This window comes from Rhizobium sp. NZLR10 (genome assembly GCF_019685125.1).
Lineage (GTDB): Bacteria > Pseudomonadota > Alphaproteobacteria > Rhizobiales > Rhizobiaceae > Rhizobium.
In genome coordinates, this window is record NZ_JABDWE010000010.1 from 135169 (window position 1) to 151631 (window position 16463).

General features: G+C 61.5%; 17 protein-coding genes. 8 read left to right on the forward strand and 9 right to left on the reverse strand.

Annotation, left to right across the window (positions count from 1 at the left end; genetic code table 11):
- Positions 1–15 precede the first annotated feature (15 nt).
- The 4 genes from HJB82_RS16865 (at position 16) to HJB82_RS16880 (ending at position 4920) form a co-directional block, all read left to right on the forward strand.
- Positions 16–789, forward strand: a complete 774-nt coding sequence (locus HJB82_RS16865) for an enoyl-CoA hydratase (RefSeq protein WP_207582628.1) — start codon at positions 16–18, stop codon at positions 787–789.
- Positions 790–980: 191 nt separating this feature from the next.
- Positions 981–1259 carry a 30S ribosomal protein S20 gene (gene rpsT / locus HJB82_RS16870; protein ID WP_003570835.1) on the forward strand — a complete coding sequence of 93 codons (279 nt, stop codon included), beginning with the start codon at positions 981–983 and terminating at the stop codon, positions 1257–1259.
- A gap of 857 nt (positions 1260–2116) precedes the next feature.
- Positions 2117–3667: a chromosomal replication initiator protein DnaA gene (gene dnaA, locus HJB82_RS16875; RefSeq protein WP_207584239.1), complete on the forward strand. Its 1551-nt coding sequence runs from the start codon at positions 2117–2119 to the stop codon at positions 3665–3667.
- 170 nt (positions 3668–3837) lie between these two features.
- Positions 3838–4920, forward strand: a complete 1083-nt coding sequence (locus HJB82_RS16880) for a saccharopine dehydrogenase family protein (RefSeq protein WP_207582629.1) — start codon at positions 3838–3840, stop codon at positions 4918–4920.
- A 61-nt stretch (positions 4921–4981) separates the two neighbouring features.
- On the opposite strand, the gene hemW is transcribed toward HJB82_RS16880, so the two are convergent.
- From hemW to rph, 4 genes are read right to left on the reverse strand one after another with little or no spacing between them, the layout of a single operon-like run.
- Positions 4982–6184: a radical SAM family heme chaperone HemW gene (hemW, locus tag HJB82_RS16885; protein ID WP_221132414.1), complete on the reverse strand. Its 1203-nt coding sequence runs from the start codon at positions 6182–6184 to the stop codon at positions 4982–4984.
- A 9-nt stretch (positions 6185–6193) separates the two neighbouring features.
- Positions 6194–6838: an RdgB/HAM1 family non-canonical purine NTP pyrophosphatase gene (gene rdgB / locus HJB82_RS16890; protein WP_207582631.1), complete on the reverse strand. Its 645-nt coding sequence runs from the start codon at positions 6836–6838 to the stop codon at positions 6194–6196.
- Positions 6839–7264: a VOC family protein gene (locus HJB82_RS16895; protein WP_207582632.1), complete on the reverse strand. Its 426-nt coding sequence runs from the start codon at positions 7262–7264 to the stop codon at positions 6839–6841.
- Entirely contained in the window at positions 7261–7980 is a 720-nt protein-coding gene (gene rph, locus HJB82_RS16900) for a ribonuclease PH (RefSeq protein WP_007633796.1), read from the reverse strand. The genes HJB82_RS16895 and rph overlap by 4 nt, the downstream gene beginning before the upstream one ends.
- Positions 7981–8106: 126 nt before the next feature.
- On the opposite strand from rph, the gene hrcA reads away from it, so the two are divergent.
- Positions 8107–9195 (forward strand): heat-inducible transcriptional repressor HrcA, encoded by a 1089-nt coding sequence (gene hrcA / locus HJB82_RS16905; RefSeq protein WP_207582633.1) that lies wholly within the window; start codon positions 8107–8109, stop codon positions 9193–9195.
- 168 nt (positions 9196–9363) lie between these two features.
- Positions 9364–9996 carry a nucleotide exchange factor GrpE gene (gene grpE, locus HJB82_RS16910; RefSeq protein ID WP_207582634.1) on the forward strand — a complete coding sequence of 211 codons (633 nt, stop codon included), beginning with the start codon at positions 9364–9366 and terminating at the stop codon, positions 9994–9996.
- A gap of 42 nt (positions 9997–10038) precedes the next feature.
- Here grpE and HJB82_RS16915 read toward each other — a convergent pair whose 3' ends face one another.
- Entirely contained in the window at positions 10039–10983 is a 945-nt protein-coding gene (locus tag HJB82_RS16915; RefSeq protein ID WP_221116717.1) for a nucleoside hydrolase, read from the reverse strand.
- Positions 10984–11221: 238 nt separating this feature from the next.
- Between HJB82_RS16915 and HJB82_RS16920 the strand changes: the two genes are divergently transcribed.
- Complete coding sequence (locus tag HJB82_RS16920; protein ID WP_207582636.1) at positions 11222–11647, forward strand: Hsp20 family protein; 426 nt, start codon at positions 11222–11224, stop codon at positions 11645–11647.
- 47 nt (positions 11648–11694) lie between these two features.
- Positions 11695–11952, forward strand: coding sequence for a DUF1150 family protein (locus HJB82_RS16925; protein WP_164006271.1), 258 nt, complete (start codon positions 11695–11697; stop codon positions 11950–11952).
- Between the two features lie 186 nt (positions 11953–12138).
- On the opposite strand, the gene HJB82_RS16930 is transcribed toward HJB82_RS16925, so the two are convergent.
- From HJB82_RS16930 to lnt, 4 genes are all read right to left on the reverse strand, one after another.
- Positions 12139–12840 carry a tRNA (guanosine(46)-N(7))-methyltransferase TrmB gene (locus HJB82_RS16930; RefSeq protein WP_207582637.1) on the reverse strand — a complete coding sequence of 234 codons (702 nt, stop codon included), beginning with the start codon at positions 12838–12840 and terminating at the stop codon, positions 12139–12141.
- Positions 12841–12848: 8 nt separating this feature from the next.
- The gene (metK, locus tag HJB82_RS16935; protein WP_207582638.1) at positions 12849–14087 is read right to left on the reverse strand and encodes a methionine adenosyltransferase; all 1239 of its coding nucleotides are present in this window, start codon (positions 14085–14087) and stop codon (positions 12849–12851) included.
- A 177-nt stretch (positions 14088–14264) separates the two neighbouring features.
- Positions 14265–14678 carry a helix-turn-helix domain-containing protein gene (locus HJB82_RS16940; RefSeq protein WP_207582639.1) on the reverse strand — a complete coding sequence of 138 codons (414 nt, stop codon included), beginning with the start codon at positions 14676–14678 and terminating at the stop codon, positions 14265–14267.
- Positions 14679–14827: 149 nt separating this feature from the next.
- On the reverse strand, positions 14828–16432 hold the full coding sequence (lnt, locus tag HJB82_RS16945; protein WP_207582640.1) for an apolipoprotein N-acyltransferase: 1605 nt from the start codon (positions 16430–16432) through the stop codon (positions 14828–14830).
- Positions 16433–16463 lie beyond the last annotated feature (31 nt).

Genomic DNA, 16463 nt, shown 5'->3' on the forward strand with positions numbered 1-16463 from the left:
AACCGGGAGAACAGCATGGCCTACGAGACCCTGATCGTCGAAACCCGAGGCAATGTCGGCCTCGTCACGCTGAACCGACCCCAGGCGCTGAACGCGCTGAATTCCATCGTCCTCAAGGAATTGAGGGAGGCCTATGCCGCCTTCCATGCCGACGAGGCGGTCGGCGCGATCGTGCTCACCGGTTCCGAGCGCGCCTTTGCCGCCGGCGCCGATATCAAGGAGATGCAGCCGCTCGAGTTCGCCGATATCTATAAGAGTGATTTCATCAGCGGCTGGGATGACGTCGCCAAGGCGCGCAAGCCGGTGATCGCCGCCGTCAGTGGGTTTGCGCTCGGCGGCGGCTGCGAGCTTGCCATGATGTGCGATTTCATCATCGCCGCGGAGACGGCGAAGTTCGGCCAGCCGGAAATCACCCTCGGCGTCATTCCCGGCATGGGCGGCTCGCAGCGGCTGACGCGCGCCGTCGGCAAGGCGAAGGCGATGGATCTCATCCTGACCGGCCGGATGATGGATGCCGCCGAGGCCGAACGATCGGGACTCGTTTCGCGTGTGGTGGCGCCCGAGCGTCTCATCGACGAGGCGCTGGCGGCGGCCGAAAAGATCGCCTCGCTGTCGCGCCCCTCGGTCTTGATGGCCAAGGAGGCTGTCAACCGCGCATTCGAGACGACGCTGGAGGAGGGCTTGCGCTTCGAGCGCCGGCTGTTTCACAGTCTCTTTGCCACCGACGACCAGAAGGAAGGCATGGCGGCCTTCGTCGAGAAGCGCAAACCGGCTTTTACGCACCGTTGAGTGCTTTTAGGCGGTTCCAGCCGCAAAGCTTGAAAATCCGCGTTGACGTGGGCCGGCTTTAGAGTTATATGCCCGCCCACGGTTCGGAAAGCCGGTTTGGTTTTCCGCGATTGCTCCCGAATTGCTGGATTTTGTGGCCGCAGGGCCCGCGGTAATAGCGGAGTTTGTTCGAATTCTTGAGAGAGGCATCCATGGCCAATACAACTTCGGCGAAAAAAGCGACCCGCAAGATCGCCCGCCGTACCGACGTCAATAAGGCTCGTCGCTCGCGCGTTCGTACTTTCGTTCGCCAGGTCGAAGAGGCCATCGCATCCGGTGACGCCGCCAAGGCGAAGGAAGCTTTCCTGGCTGCTCAGCCCGAGCTTGCCCGCGCCGCCAGCAAGGGCGTGCTGCACGCCAACACGGCATCGCGCAAGGTCTCGCGCCTGGCCGCTCGTGTGAAGGCTCTTTCGGTCACTGCGACCGCGTAATCTTCCATTAACGGCTTCCTCGTTATGATTAGCCCGGTAATTTTACCGGGCTTTTTCGATTCAACCGATCAGCCCCTGTATGGTTAATCTCACGACTGTTTCGTGTCAGCGCCATGACAGGAAAAATTGTTCAAAAACAAAGACTTGCGCAAGGATGCTTTCACGCTGCGCGACTCTGCCCCAAGCTTCCGGGACCAGGGGGGAGTCAAGAAGATTATTATTTTTTTTCTTTCCCTGCGTGTCAAAATAGCCCGAACGGGGAATCTCCTTGATTCAAAAGCGATTCTTTTTTGACGCTGGTGTGACGCCCGAAAAGGGCAGGCGGAGTCAATGGCCGCTTGTTAATTTTGCGTAAAATTCATCGTTGATATTGCCTTTTGATCCTGCCTAAATGGCCTCCAACAAGGGGCGCGGACATCACCTGCAGAGGCTCGGTCTTAACTGCCACGTCGGCAGGGCGATAAGTGCGTGCCATTTGTTACGGAGCCTTGCGCTTCCGTTTTTTCAAGCACTCGACGGATTTGGGCCGTAACGTGGCTGTTACGGGCAGGGATGTTTTGTGCCTTCAGTGGCCACACGTTTAAGGCGAGGCCGCCGGGGAAGGTTAAAGTGATATTGCGTTCGGGCTGATCGGTCGAAAACGAGGATCGACCGCCAGCCTGGCACGGAAAGCCGATGAAGGTTGCCGCATGAATGCGGTTCCTGCAACGGAATTTTGTGCCGGTCCCTTCGGGGGCAGTGTTTGAGTGAACCGGCAGGTGAGCGGCTTCATGAGGATGCCGTCAGCCCGCCAAAGCGGGGAATGATCGGGCGGCTATTTTAGCGGAAGCCGCCCGGTGGAATTGAAAGGCGGCATTATGCAGATGAATACGATGACGACGGGCGGGCCCGACAATGGGGATGTGGCACCGCAGACGTTTGGCTCCATTCGCCTCGACGTGGGAGAAGCAAAGGCGGAAATGAAGCACAGCATCTTGTTTGAGCGCGTCAGCGCGCGCTTGAAGGCCCAGGTTGGTCCTGACGTCTATGCCAGCTGGTTCGCCAGGCTGAAGCTGCATTCGGTATCGAAGAGTGTGGTGCGCCTTTCGGTTCCCACCACCTTCCTGAAGTCGTGGATCAACAATCGTTATCTCGATCTCATCACCGGCCTGTTCCAGGCCGAGGATCCGGAAATTCTGAAGATCGAAGTCCTGGTGCGCACGGCAACGCGCAGCAGCACGAAGGCACTCGATGAGGCGGCCCAGCCCGAGCCGGTCGCTGCCCCCCAGGCGCGCCGTCCCGCAAGTGCCCAGCCGGCCGGCCAGGCCGTCCAACAGGCGGTTTCCTCCGTTGCTGCGGCAAGGCCCGCAAGCTTTGGTTCGCCGCTCTTCGGTTCGCCGCTCGACAGCCGCTTCACCTTCGACACCTTCGTCGAAGGCAGCTCGAACCGCGTCGCGCTTGCAGCGGCGAAGACGATCGCCGAAGCCGGTTCCGGCGCCGTGCGCTTCAACCCGCTCTTCATCCATTCGACGGTCGGCCTCGGCAAGACACACCTGTTGCAGGCAATTGCCAATGCGGCGGTGCAGAACCCGCGGGCTCTGCGCGTCGTTTATCTGACGGCCGAATATTTCATGTGGCGCTTCGCCACCGCGATCCGCGACAATGATGCGCTGACGCTGAAGGATTCGCTGCGCAACATCGATCTGCTGATCATCGACGACATGCAGTTCCTGCAGGGCAAGATGATCCAGCACGAATTCTGCCATCTCCTCAACATGCTGCTCGACAGCGCCAAGCAGGTGGTCGTCGCCGCCGACAGGGCGCCCTGGGAGCTGGAATCGCTCGACCCGCGTGTTCGCTCGCGCCTGCAGGGCGGTGTCGCGATCGAATTCGACGCGCCGGATTACGAGATGCGTCTCGAAATCCTCAAGCGTCGCCTGGCGGCCGCCCGGCTCGAAGATCCGTCGCTGGAAATTCCGGCCGAACTGCTCCAGCACGTCGCCCGCAACGTCACGGCCAGCGGCCGCGAACTCGAAGGCGCTTTCAATCAGCTGGTCTTCCGGCGCTCCTTCGAGCCGAACCTGTCGATCGAGCGCGTCGACGAGCTGCTCGCGCATCTCGTCGGCTCCGGCGAGCCCCGCCGTGTGCGCATCGAGGACATCCAGCGCATCGTCGCCAGGCACTACAACGTCTCGCGCCAGGAACTGGTCTCGAACCGCCGCACCCGCGTCATCGTCAAGCCGCGCCAGATCGCCATGTATCTGGCGAAGACGCTGACGCCGCGCTCCTTCCCCGAGATCGGCCGCCGTTTCGGCGGGCGCGATCACACGACCGTGCTGCATGCCGTGCGCAAGATCGAGGAGCTGATTTCGGGCGACAACAAGCTTTCGCACGAAGTCGAGCTGTTGAAGCGGTTGATTAACGAATAATCGCCCGATTTTCGCAAAGCTTTGGCGGCTGGAAGCGATTCCGGCCGTTTTCTTTTATGAGCTTTTTATTCTATACCTCCGGCCTCCCAGTGCCTGTCGCTCAAAACGGCGGCGGTATTGGAGGGACGATACAAGATGAAGAAGCGCCGAATGGCGCGTGGGAGGAATGAATGAGTTTCGAAAAGATCGCCGTTCTCGGCCTGGGCAAGGTCGGACGGCTGGCGGCGACGCTGTTGCATGAAAGCGGCTTCGAGGTCATCGGCGTCGATGCGCAATTGCCGTTGAGCGACGTTCCCTTCAAGTGCCGCGCCGGCGATATTTCCGACCCGCAGGTGGTCGGCGAGCTGCTGTCGAATGTCGAGGCGGTGCTCTCCTGCCTGCCTTACCATCTGAACATCGAATTGGCGCGCGCCGCCCATCTGGCCGGCATTCATTATTTCGACCTGACCGAAGACGTTCCCACCACCAATTTCATCATCGAACTATCAAAGACCGCCCGCGGCCTGATGGCGCCGCAATGCGGCCTGGCGCCGGGTTTCGTCGGCATCGTCGGCGCAAGCCTTGCCGACGGCTTCGATCGCTGCCGTTCGATCCGCATGCGCGTCGGCGCCTTGCCGCAGCATCCGACCGGACTGCTCGGCTATGCCTTCAACTGGTCGCCTGAGGGCGTCGTCAACGAATATCTGAACGATTGCGAGGTCATCGAGGGCGGGGTGCGCAAGCTCGTCTCGCCGATGGAATGGCACGAGACCGTCTATGTCGGAGGCGTCAAGCTCGAAGCCTTCACGACGTCTGGCGGTCTCGGCACGATGTGCGACACGATGCTCGGCAAGATCGACAATCTCGATTACAAGACCATGCGGTATCCCGGCCATATGGAGCTGATGAACTTCTTCTTCCACGAGCTTCTGATGCGCGACAAGCGCAAGCTCGCCGGCGAGATCCTGACCAATGCCAAGCCGCCTGTTGAAGACGATGTCGTCTATGTCCACGTCGCCGCCGAGGGCACGGAGAACGGCAGCCTGCGCCGCAAGGAGTTCGTCCGCGCCTATTACCCGATCGAGATTGCCGGCGCACGCCGCACGGCGATCGCCTGGACGACGTCGGCCTCCGTTGTTGCCGTCATCGAAATGGTCCGCGACGGCCTGCTGCCGGCGACCGGGTTCCTGCACCAGGAGCATATTCCGCTGGAGATGTTTTTGAAGACGCCGACCGGCAGCCTGTTCAAGGCGGGCGCCACCGGCCACGGCTGAGAAATGCTTTCCGGCGCGGCCCGCGATGTCGGCCGCGCTGGACCAATGCATTGCGTGGGCGTCAGCAGGCGAGATCGGCGACGACGGAATCGAGGATCAGCATGCCGGACGGCGTGCAGCGCAGGCGTGAATTGCCGATCCGCTCGATGAATTTGTGTTCAAGCAGGAATTCCTCGCGTTTCGGGTCGAGGTCGCGGCCGGAAAGCTGTTGCCAGCGGGCAAGATCGACGCCCTCCCTGAGCCGCAGCCCCATCAGTAGCAACTCGTCGGACTGTTCCTCGTAGCCGAGTCGTTCCTCATCGAGAATGCCGTGGCCGTCACGTTCGACCATGTCGAGCCAGGCTTCCGGCTTGCGCTCGGTCGCCGTCGCGAGCTTCTCCGGGCCACGCGTCAGCCGGCCGTGGGCGCCCGGGCCGATGCCGGCATAATCGCCGTAGCGCCAATAGGTCAGGTTATGCCGGCTTTCCGCACCCGGCCGGGCGTGATTGGAAACCTCATAGGCGGGCATGCCTTCGCGCGCCGTAATCTCCTGCGTCGCCTCGTAGAGCACTGCCGATTGCTCGCCATCCGGCACGACTAGCTTGCCGGCCTTATGCAGGCCGTAGAAGGGCGTGCCTTCCTCGATGGTCAGCTGATAGAGCGAAAGATGGTCGACCGCATAGGAGATCGCCTCCTTCAGCTCCTTTTCCCATTCCTCGACCGTCTGCTGCGGCCGCGCGTAGATCAGATCGAACGACATGCGCGGAAAAATGTCGCGCGCCAGCCGGATCGCCTTCAGCGCGTCGGCGACGTCATGCAGCCGGCCGAGGAATTTTAGATCCCGGTCGTTCAGCGCCTGCACGCCGAGCGAGACGCGATTGACACCCGCCGCCCGGTAGCCGCGGAAGCGTTCGGCTTCGACGCTCGAAGGATTGGCTTCCATGGTGATCTCGATGCCATCTGGCACATGCCAGTGCCGCGCAATGCCGTCGAGAATGGCGGAGACCGTTTCCGGTTTCATCAGCGAGGGCGTGCCGCCGCCGAGGAAGATGCTCGTCACCGTCTTCGGCCCGCTCATCGCCCGCACCGTCGCCATCTCCTTCAGGAAGGCCGCCGTAAAGCGCTCCTGATCGACCGGCTGGTGGCGCACATGGCTGTTGAAGTCGCAGTAGGGACACTTCGCCGCGCAGAAGGGCCAATGCACATAGACGCCGAAGCCGGGCTCGCCGGTATCGGGCAGCAGCGCGGCGTCGCGCGAAAGGCTTGGCGTGTCGAAATTGTCCACGGAGTGATCCTATGCCTCCAGGCAGGTTTCGACAAAGAGTTTGAAGGCGCGGGCCCGGTGCGACAGCGCCTGCGGCTTGCCGGCGCTCCAGCCGTGTTTTTCCTCGCTGCTCATTTCCCCGAAGGTGATGTCGTAACCCTCGGGCTGGAAGACCGGATCGTAGCCGAAGCCCTGGGTGCCGCGCGGCGGCCAGGCGACGCTGCCTTCCACCTCGCCGCGAAACAGCTCCGTGTGGCCGTCCGGCCAGGCAAGGCAGAGCACGCTGACGAAACGCGCGGTACGCTGTTCCGGCTTGGTCGCGCCGGCATCCTGCAGCGCCTTTTCCACCTTGGCCATCGCCATGTCGAAATCGCGCGTGCCGTCTGATGTCTCCGCCCAATTGGCGGTGTAGACACCGGGGTCGCCGTCAAGCGCATCGACCACCAGCCCGGAATCGTCCGAAAGCGCCGGCATGCCGGCGGCATTGGCCGAGGCGACCGCCTTGATCGTCGCATTCTCCTCGAAACTTGTGCCGGTTTCCTCCGGTTCGACGAAATTCAGCTCGGCAGCCGATCTGGCGGTGAAGCCGAGCGGTCCGATCAGTTCCTGGATCTCGCGGATCTTGCCGGCATTGTGGCTGGCGACGACGATGGTCTTCGTTTCAAGCTTGCGCATTCAGATGTCCTGTTCGATGCCCCAGATTTTCGCCTCCGCGCATTCCAGGCTGTTGCCCTCAGGATCGCGGAAATAGATCGAGCGGCCGCCATTCGGCCAGTGCACTTCGGATTCGATCGCCACGCCGGCCGTTCTCAGCCGTTCGGCCATCGCATCGATGTTGCGGCCGGACACCCGAAAGCAGGCATGGCCCTGTCCGGTCGTGCCGTGCGGCGGCACCTGCAGGGCATCCCGCGCCGGCGGCTTCACCGTTTCCTCAGGATTGAAGATCAGCAGAACGCCGGGGCCGCAGCGGAAGAAGACATGCCGGTTGGCGGCGCGGGCGATCTTTTCAAGTCCGAGAACGTCTTCGTAGAACGTCTCGGCCTGATCGAGATCGCGTGCATAGAGCGCCGTTTCCAACATGCCTTCCAGCATGGGGTTCATCCTTCGACGGCTTGCTTCTGCAGCGCGACCAGTTCGCCGATGCCGTTTCTGGCAAGCTGCATCAGCGAGGTGAATTCGCCCTCGCTGAACGGTGTGCCTTCGGCCGTGCCCTGGATCTCGACGATCCCGCCGGTGCCGGTCATCACGAAGTTGGCATCGGTCTCGGCCGAGGAATCTTCGAGGTAATCGAGATCGATCACCGGCTGGCTGGCGAAGATACCGCAGGAGATGGCGGCGACATGATCCTTCAGGACCCGGTCGACCTTGATCATGTTGCGGCTTTCCATCCATTTCAGGCAGTCGTAAAGGGCGATCCAGCCGCCGGTGATCGAAGCCGTCCGGGTGCCCCCATCGGCCTGGATGACATCGCAATCAAGCGTGATCTGCCGTTCGCCGAGCGCCTGCAGGTCGACGACGGCGCGTAGCGACCGGCCGATCAGCCGCTGGATTTCCTGGGTGCGGCCGCCCTGCTTGCCGGCGGCGGCCTCGCGCTTCATGCGTTCACCGGTCGCCCGCGGCAGCATTCCGTATTCGGCCGTGACCCAGCCCTTGCCGGAATTGCGCAGCCATGGCGGCGTCTTTTCTTCGAGGCTGGCCGTGCAGAGCACATGCGTATCGCCGAATTTTACCAGGCAGGAGCCTTCCGCATGCTTGGAAAAATTGCGCTCGAACGAGACCTTGCGCATCTGGTCGATTTTTCTGCCTGAAGGCCGCATTCTTATCTCCTGGGGTTTGTTGACCGCTTCTACGATTGGCGGCGCTCATTTGCAAATTCCCTTTTGCCACGGCTGCGAGTTTGACTTACTTTCGGGAAATATCATCAGCGCGGGTTCGAGAGGTTCATGGGCATCAGGTCGACATCGGTTTCGGATGCCGTTGCTGCGCTCGACGAGCGCTCCAGGGAAATTTTTCGCCGCATCGTCGAGGGTTATCTGGAGAGCGGCGAGCCGCTCGGTTCGCGCAATCTGTCCCGCCTGCTGCCGATGTCGCTGTCGCCGGCCTCGGTGCGCAACGTCATGAGCGATCTCGAGGATCTCGGCCTCATCTATTCGCCGCATACCAGCGCCGGCCGGCTGCCCACCCAGATAGGCCTGCGCTTCTTCGTCGATGCCTTCATGCAGGTCGGTGATCTCTCCGCCGAGGACCGCGCCAATATCGATCGGCAGGTGCGGGCCGAAAGCGGCGGCAATCCGGTGGAATCGATGATGAACGAGGCAAGCCGCATGCTGTCCGGCATTTCGCGCGGCGCCGGCCTGGTCATCACCTCGAAAAGCGATCCGGTGCTGAAACATGTCGAGTTCATCCGGCTTGAACCGACAAAGGCGCTGGCCGTGCTCGTCGGCGATCACGATCAGGTGGAAAACCGAATCATCGAGCTGCCGGCGGGGGTCACCTCCTCGCAGCTGGCGGAGGCGGCTAATTTTCTCAATGCCCACATGTCCGGCCAGACCCTGCCGGAGCTCCGCAAACAATTAAGCCAGCTGAAGGATAACGTCCGTCACGAGCTCGATGCCCTGTCGCGTGATCTCGTCGAGCGCGGCATCGCTGTCTGGGCCGGCAGCCCGGACGAGGGAAAGCCGACGCAGCTGATCATCCGCGGCCGCGCCAACCTGCTCGAAGGCCTCGCCGGCGCCGAGGATCTCGACCGGCTGCGCCTGCTGTTCGACGATCTCGAAAAGAAGGACAGCCTGATCGAGATCCTCAATCTCGCCGAAACCGGTTCGGGCGTGCGTATCTTCATCGGTTCGGAAAACAAGCTCTTCTCGCTGTCAGGCTCCTCGCTCATCGTCGCGCCCTATCGTGACGATGACGATCGTATCGTCGGCGCCGTCGGCGTCATCGGTCCGACGCGGCTCAATTATTCCCGCATCGTGCCGATGGTGGACTACACCGCCCAGCTCGTCTCCCGCCTTTCGCGCAATCCCCTTTGATGCCGCTTTGACGTCGCAGCCCTTCAAAGTTCGACAGCGTCCGTTGGGCATCTGACGAGAGTGGCGCTGTACAGGCGCAGAATTTTCGCTTCTTTGTCACGCAGACTTGATTTTTTTCGGTCAAACCTCGATATCGGGCGCATCTGAAGACACCAACCGGAGACCGTCATGACCGATGACACGACGAAAAACGGACCTGACGCAACTGCGGCCGATGCCGCAGCCGACGCTGCCGCCTACGTCGAGAACGATATTGCGCAGGAAGAGGCCACCCAGCCGGACCCGCTCGAGCTTTTGAAAGCCGAAAACGGCGAACTGCGCGACCGCTATCTGCGCCTTGCTGCCGAGATGGACAATCTGCGCCGGCGCACCGAGCGCGAGGTCAAGGATGCCAAGTCCTATTCCGTCGCCGGTTTTGCCCGCGACATGCTTGCCGTCTCGGACAATCTGCGCCGGGCGCTGGATGCCATCCCGCCAGAGCTCAAGGACGCGGCCGATGCCGGCCTGACGACGCTGATCGAGGGTGTGGAGATGACCGAGCGCGCCATGCTGTCGGCTCTCGAACGCCATGGCGTTCGCAAGCTGGAGCCGGTCGGCCAGAAGTTCGACCCGAATTTCCATCAGGCGATGTTCGAGGTGCCGAACCCCGACGTGCCGAACAACACCGTCGTCCAGGTCGTGCAGGCAGGCTTTTCCATCGGCGAGCGAGTGCTGCGCCCAGCCATGGTCGGCGTTGCCAAGGGCGGCCCGAAGCCGGCCGAAGCCGAGACCAATTCGGTCTTCGACGAGAAGGACGCCTGAGGTTGCCGTTGTCCTCTCTTCAAGAGACGGACATCCAAAAAATCAGATGCGGGCGAAGCGTTCGATCAAAAGATCGAAGAAGCCGTCCGCATCGACGTGGCGCATGACTTTCGCATTGCGCTTGCGCTCGGTGACATGCCACCAGTCGACGACGGTCATGCCGGCGGTGAGTTCGGAGTGAACCTCGATCTCGACATTGCAGTCCCGGCCGTTGAAAAGCTCCGGCTTCAGGAGGTAGGCGACGACTGTCGGGTCATGCAGCGGCCCGCCGTCGGAGCCGTATTTCTCGATGTCGAACCGCTCGAAGAATTCCAGCATCTCGACCATGGCCTTTGCCGGCGCCGTGCCGATCTCGGCCATGCGCTTGACCCGGTCCTTGCGGGTCAGCAATTGGTGCGTCACGTCGAGCGGCATCATCACGATCGGGACGCCCGAGCGGAAGACGATATCGGCTGCCTCGGGGTCGACATAGATGTTGAATTCGGCCGCCGGGGTGATGTTGCCGCCCTCGAAGAAGCCGCCGCCCATCATCACCAGTTCGCGGATGCGCGGGGCGATATCGGGTGCTTTCTGCAAGGCCATGCCGATATTGGTGAGCGGCCCGAGCGTGCAGAGCGTCACCGTGCCTTCCGGCTCCAGGCGCAGCGTCTCGATGATGAAGTCGACGGAATGGCCGGGCTGCAGCGCCATCGTCGGCTCGGCGAGATCAGGACCGTCGAGGCCGGTCTTGCCGTGCACATGTTCGGCGGTCACCAGCTTGCGGGCAATCGGCGCGTCGGCGCCGGCGAAAACCTTCGTCTCCGTCCGGCCGCAGAGCTCGCAGACGATGCGTGCATTGCGGCTGGTGAGCGAAAGCGGCACGTTGCCGGCGACCGTGGTGATCCCCAGTACCTGCAGCTCCTCGGGGCTGCCGAAGGCCAGCATGATGGCGGCCGCGTCGTCCTGGCCGGGATCCGTGTCGATGATGATCTTTCTTGCGTTTGCCATCCGATGCACCGTTTTCTTCATTTCTCGTCACAAATCGGCACATTCCGCGCCGGCACGTTTTGATGCGAGGCAGCAGGCGCTTTGTCAAGCAGCCGACCGCCACCACCTTAAAATTGAGGGATGGGGCAGGGACGTCGCCTGCGTCTTGCAGCGCCGGAGTGCTGTCCCCATATTAGTAGCATCCGGATGCTGCCCTTAAGGTCCGGGATGGTCGCTTGCATCAAGGACTTGAAAAGAAATGAGCCGCATTACCCCTTTCGCCAGCCCGCTGCTTCTGGGCTTCGATGCCATGGAAAAGACGCTGGAGCGCATTTCCAAGGCGAGCGACGGATATCCGCCCTATAATATCGAACGCATCGGCGCCGATAGCGGCGCGCCGGAACGTCTGCGCATTACGCTGGCGGTGGCCGGTTTCGGCGAGGAGGAACTCGATGTCTCCATCGAGGAGAACCAGCTTCTGATCCGCGGCCGCCAGGTGGAGCAGGGTGAACGGGATTATCTCTATCGCGGCATCGCCGCCCGCCAGTTCCAGCGCACCTTCGTTCTTGCCGACGGCATGCAGGTGCTTGGAGCCGGCCTGAAGAACGGTCTGCTCTCCGTCGATCTAATTCGTCCGGAACCCGCGCGCATGGTCAAGAAAATTAACATTTCGGTCTCAGAGTAGCACAACGGTTTGTCGAACCGTTGGTCCCTTCTTCCGGAGGAACAGGAATGTTGATGAAAGAAGCCACGTCTCACTTGACCAAATCCGAGCTTGCCCACATCGGCAGCGGCGAGGTCGCCTATATCAGAAAAATGCGTACCGATGAGGTCGCCAAGTGCTTTCCCGAGGCGCCGGATATCGATCCGAACGTCGACCTCTGGGCGCTCTTCGGCGCCGACGGCACGCCCATCCTTCTGACGGACAATCGCTCCAGCACCTTCTTCAAGGCTGCCGAGGACGAACTGAAGACGGTCAGCCTGCACTGACCGTCGAATGCAGTCTGTCGCGTTTCACCGCTCTTGCGGTGCATGCTCATGCTATTCGATTTGGATGCGCTCGCGGCGGATGCCGCGACATGGGCGCGGTGCCTCGTTAGACGTTTTTTCCGTATTCGATGAGGTGGAAAGGCCGGCAGATCTCTGCTGCGACCTGTCGTTAGATCTTGTTGGCCCTCAGATCTTCCCGAATGTCAGATAGGCCGAAGAGCGGCCCTCGCGCCGTGCCTTGGCCTCGTAGCGCGTGCTCGGCCAGCCCTCGTAGGGTGTCAGCCAATCCGCAGCATTGTCGGCCATCCAGTCGAAGCCGCCATGGTCGCGGCATTTGATCAGCGTCCAGTTCACATAGGTGTCGATGTCGGAGGCAAAGCAGAACAGGCCGCCGGGCTTCAGCACGCGATGAAAGCGGTCGAGATTGGTCTTCGAGACGAAGCGGCGTTTCCAGTGCTTCCGCTTCGGCCAGGGGTCGGGATAGAGCAGATCGATCTGATCGAGCGAAGCGGCCGGCAGCCAGTCGAGCAGCTGCGTCGCGTCGTCATTATAGACGCGAATATTGCGCGCACCGGTTTCGCCGATGCGCGACAACAGCTTCTGCATGGAATTGACGAAGGGCTCGACGCCGATGAAGCCGGTCGAAGGTGTCTCGAGGGCGCGGTGGATCAGGTGTTCGCCGCCGCCGAAACCGATTTCCAGCCGCAATCTCTCGACCGGAGCCGGGAAGAGGGAAGTCAGCGGCCCCAGTGGAGCCGCTGAAAGATCGATAAGGAATGCCGGCAGCAGACTGTTCAGCGTCTCGGCCTGCTGTTCGCGCAGGGCCTTGCCCTTGCGGCGACCGAAGAAGGCTTCCGTCGCCCGGCCGCGGCGTTCCATATCCGTCATGCTTTATCTCAGGCCTTCACGCTTTCCTTGAGCGCCTTCACGAGGTCGGTGCGCTCCCAGGAGAACGAGCCGTCGCGGCCGGCCTTGCGGCCGAAATGGCCGTAGGCAGAGGTCTTCGCATAGATCGGCTTGTTGAGGTCGAGATGGCGGCGGATGCCGGAGGGAGACAGGTCCATGTTCTTGCGGATCGCCGCTTCGACCTGATCTTCGCTGAACTTGCCGGTGCCGTGCAGGTCGACATAGATCGACAGCGGCTGGGCGACGCCGATCGCGTAGGAGATCTGGATCGTGCAGCGGTCGGCAAGGCCGGCGGCGACGACGTTCTTGGCGAGGTAGCGGGCGGCATAGGCAGCCGAACGGTCGACCTTCGTCGTGTCCTTGCCGGAGAACGCACCGCCGCCATGCGGAGCCGCACCGCCGTAGGTGTCGACGATGATCTTGCGGCCGGTGAGGCCCGCATCGCCGTCCGGCCCGCCGATGACGAACTTGCCGGTCGGGTTGATGTACCAATTGCAATCGTCAGCGATCTTCAGTTCGCCGAGCGCTTCGCGGATATAGGGCTCGACGACGGCGCGGACCTTGTTCGAATCCCAGCTTTCGTCGAGATGCTGGGTCGAAAGCACGATCGAGGTTGCTTCCGACGGCTTGCCGTCGACGTAGCGCACGGTCACCTGGCTCTTGGCGTCGGGACCGAGCTTGGCGACTTCGCCGTCGCCCTTCTTGCGGGCAGTTGCCAGCAGCTGCAGGATCTTGTGGGAATAATAGATCGGCGCCGGCATCAGGTCCGGCGTTTCGCGGCAGGCGTAACCGAACATGATGCCCTGGTCGCCGGCGCCCTCGTCGCCCTGCTGGTCGGCGGCGCTGTCGACGCCCTGCGCGATGTCGGCCGACTGCGAGTGCAGCAGCACGTCGATCTTTGCCTTCTTCCAGTGGAAGCCGTCCTGCTCGTAGCCGATATCCTTGATGGCGCGGCGGGCGGCGGCCTTGAACTTCGAAGGATTGATGACGTCCTTGCCATGCTTGTCCTTCTTCATCAGGCTCGGCGGCAGGCGGACTTCACCGGCGATGACGACGCGGTTGGTCGTCGCCAGCGTTTCGCAGGCAATGCGAACGCCCCACGGATTGACGCCGGTCTTGGCCGCTTCGCGGTAGACCAGATCGACGATCTCGTCGGAGATGCGGTCACAAACCTTGTCCGGATGACCTTCGGCAACAGATTCGCTGGTAAAGAGATAATTCGCGCGCATTCCGGGATTCCCCTCAAAGAACAAAAGCTCGCTAGTAGGTACTCAGTTCGAGACCCGATGACAAGCGCAGAAGGACATAAATATATCTTTATATCCGCGGCAAAGTGACAAATTTTGCCCCAAAAACGCAAAAAAGCGGCCTTTCGGCCGCCTTTCGAATTCTGCGATGGAGCTGGCTCAGTCGGAGTCGGCCTCAGCGGCCAATGCCTTCACCAGCTCCACGACCTTGCGGCGAACCTTGGGATCGGAAATCTTGACGAAGGCGCGGTTGAGCTGCAGGCCTTCCGAGGAAGAGAGGAAATCGACGACGTAATTCGAGCTGGAAGTTTCCATCCCGCCGGCGCCGGAATTTTCGCCGGGCGCGTCCTCGAAGAAAAAGGAAACCGGGACATTGAGGATGTTCGAGATATTCTGCAGACGGCTTGCGCCGACACGGTTGGTGCCCTTTTCGTATTTCTGGATCTGCTGAAAGGTAATGCCGAGGCTTTCCCCGAGTTTTTCCTGGCTCATGCCCAGCATTGTTCGGCGAAGGCGAATACGGCTGCCAACGTGGATGTCGATCGGATTAGGCTTCTTTTTGTTTTCAATCATGGTCGTGCCCTAGCTAAGAATTTCAACCTGTTTCTAACCGGCATGCCCCTGATCCATCCCAAACGCCACGTTGCAAGCGGTGAGAACCACCTTTGCACATCCATTCAGAACGCCGATTGTCATCACTATGCAATTTTAGGGGTTTTTGGTCAATTCAGCCCGGAAATAAAACCTCTACGAGAAACCAGCGCAATCAAAATGAGCAGCGCCTCGGTCAACCAGAAGTGTGTTTGCAGGGGGAATGTCGTTCCAGCCTCTCCGCCGAACCTATCAAGAGTTGCATCAATAAAGCCGATTTCCTCGAGACCGAGGCCCGCAATTATTTCCCCATGTGCATTCACAATTGCTGAAATGCCGCTATTGGCGTCGCGAATCAGCGGCAGCCCGGTTTCGACCGCCCGCACTCGCGCCTGCTGGAAGTGCTGATAGGGGCCGGGTGTCGCACCGAACCAGGCATCATTGGTGATGTTGAGGATCGCATTGGCGTCTTTGATGTCGCCGGTCATTTCATCGGGGAAAATGATCTCGTAGCAGATCAGCGGATAGAGATTGAGCCCGCCGGGCAGCGCCAGCAGGTGGCGGCTGGCAGCCGCCGAAAACCCGCCCGGCATCTCGACGACGTTCTGGATGCCAAATTCGGTGAGCAGGTCCTCGAAGGGCAGGTATTCGCCGAAAGGCACCAGATGCACCTTGTCGGAGGCAGCGATGATCTGACCGCGGCCGTCGATGACATAGATGGAATTATAGTAGCGTGTCGGCGTGCCCGGTCCCATTTCCTCGGCGCGGACGGCGCCGGCGATCAGGATCTGGTTGTCGTCGAGCGTATCGGCGATCCGCATCAGCGCATCCTGGTTGTCGGTGAGGATGAAAGGGATCGAGGTTTCCGGCCAGACGATGATATCGGGCTTCCGTCCGCCATTCTTCGGCGCTTCGGCCGACAGCTTCAGATGGGTCTCGAAGATCGCATTGCGGTCGGCGTCGTTGTCCATCTTCTCCGCCTGATCGATGGCAGGTTGCACCAACCGCACCACCGGCCGCTTGTCCTCGGGCAAGGCGTCGGGCCGCGGTGCGAGATAGAGGGCATAAGCGCCATAACCGAGATGGGCGGCAAACAGCAGGGCGGCGAGCGCGATGCCGCCGCGCGCGCCTTGCCGCGTGCCGGCAAGGGCAGGCGCGGAAAAAATGAAGACGGCAAGTGCCGTCACCCCCATCACCCCGATCACATGCGCCGACTGCATCATCAGCGGAACGGGCATCATGCCGTAGCCGATGGCGTTCCAGGGAAAGCCGGTCAGGATGACGCTTCGAAGCCATTCCATCAGCCCGAAGCCGGCCGCAAGTGCGGCGATCCGTCCCATCCCATCAGACCAGAAGATGCGGGCAATGGCGGCTGCCAGCCCGTAGAAAATCGCAAGACAGGCCGGCAACCCGAGAATTGCCAAGGGCAACGCCCAGGCGAACTCCTCCTGATCGACCAGCAGCGCATGGCCGAGCCACCAGAGACCAGCGACGAAATAACCGAAGCCGAACAGCCAGCCGGTGGCAAAGGCCGGCCACAGTCTGCCGACCAGGCCGCTTTCAGGCGCCGCCGCCGCCCCGTCGATCAGCCAGACGAGCAGGGTGAAGGAGAGGAACATTGCCGCAAAAAAGCCGAAAGGCGGCAGCGCCAGCACGGCGAATGCTCCGGCGGCGATGGCCAGCAGCGACCGTTTGAACCCCCAGACGAGGATAACCCTGTCCGCAAGCCGCTCCATGCGCACTCCCATCAAACCGCGAATCAACCCA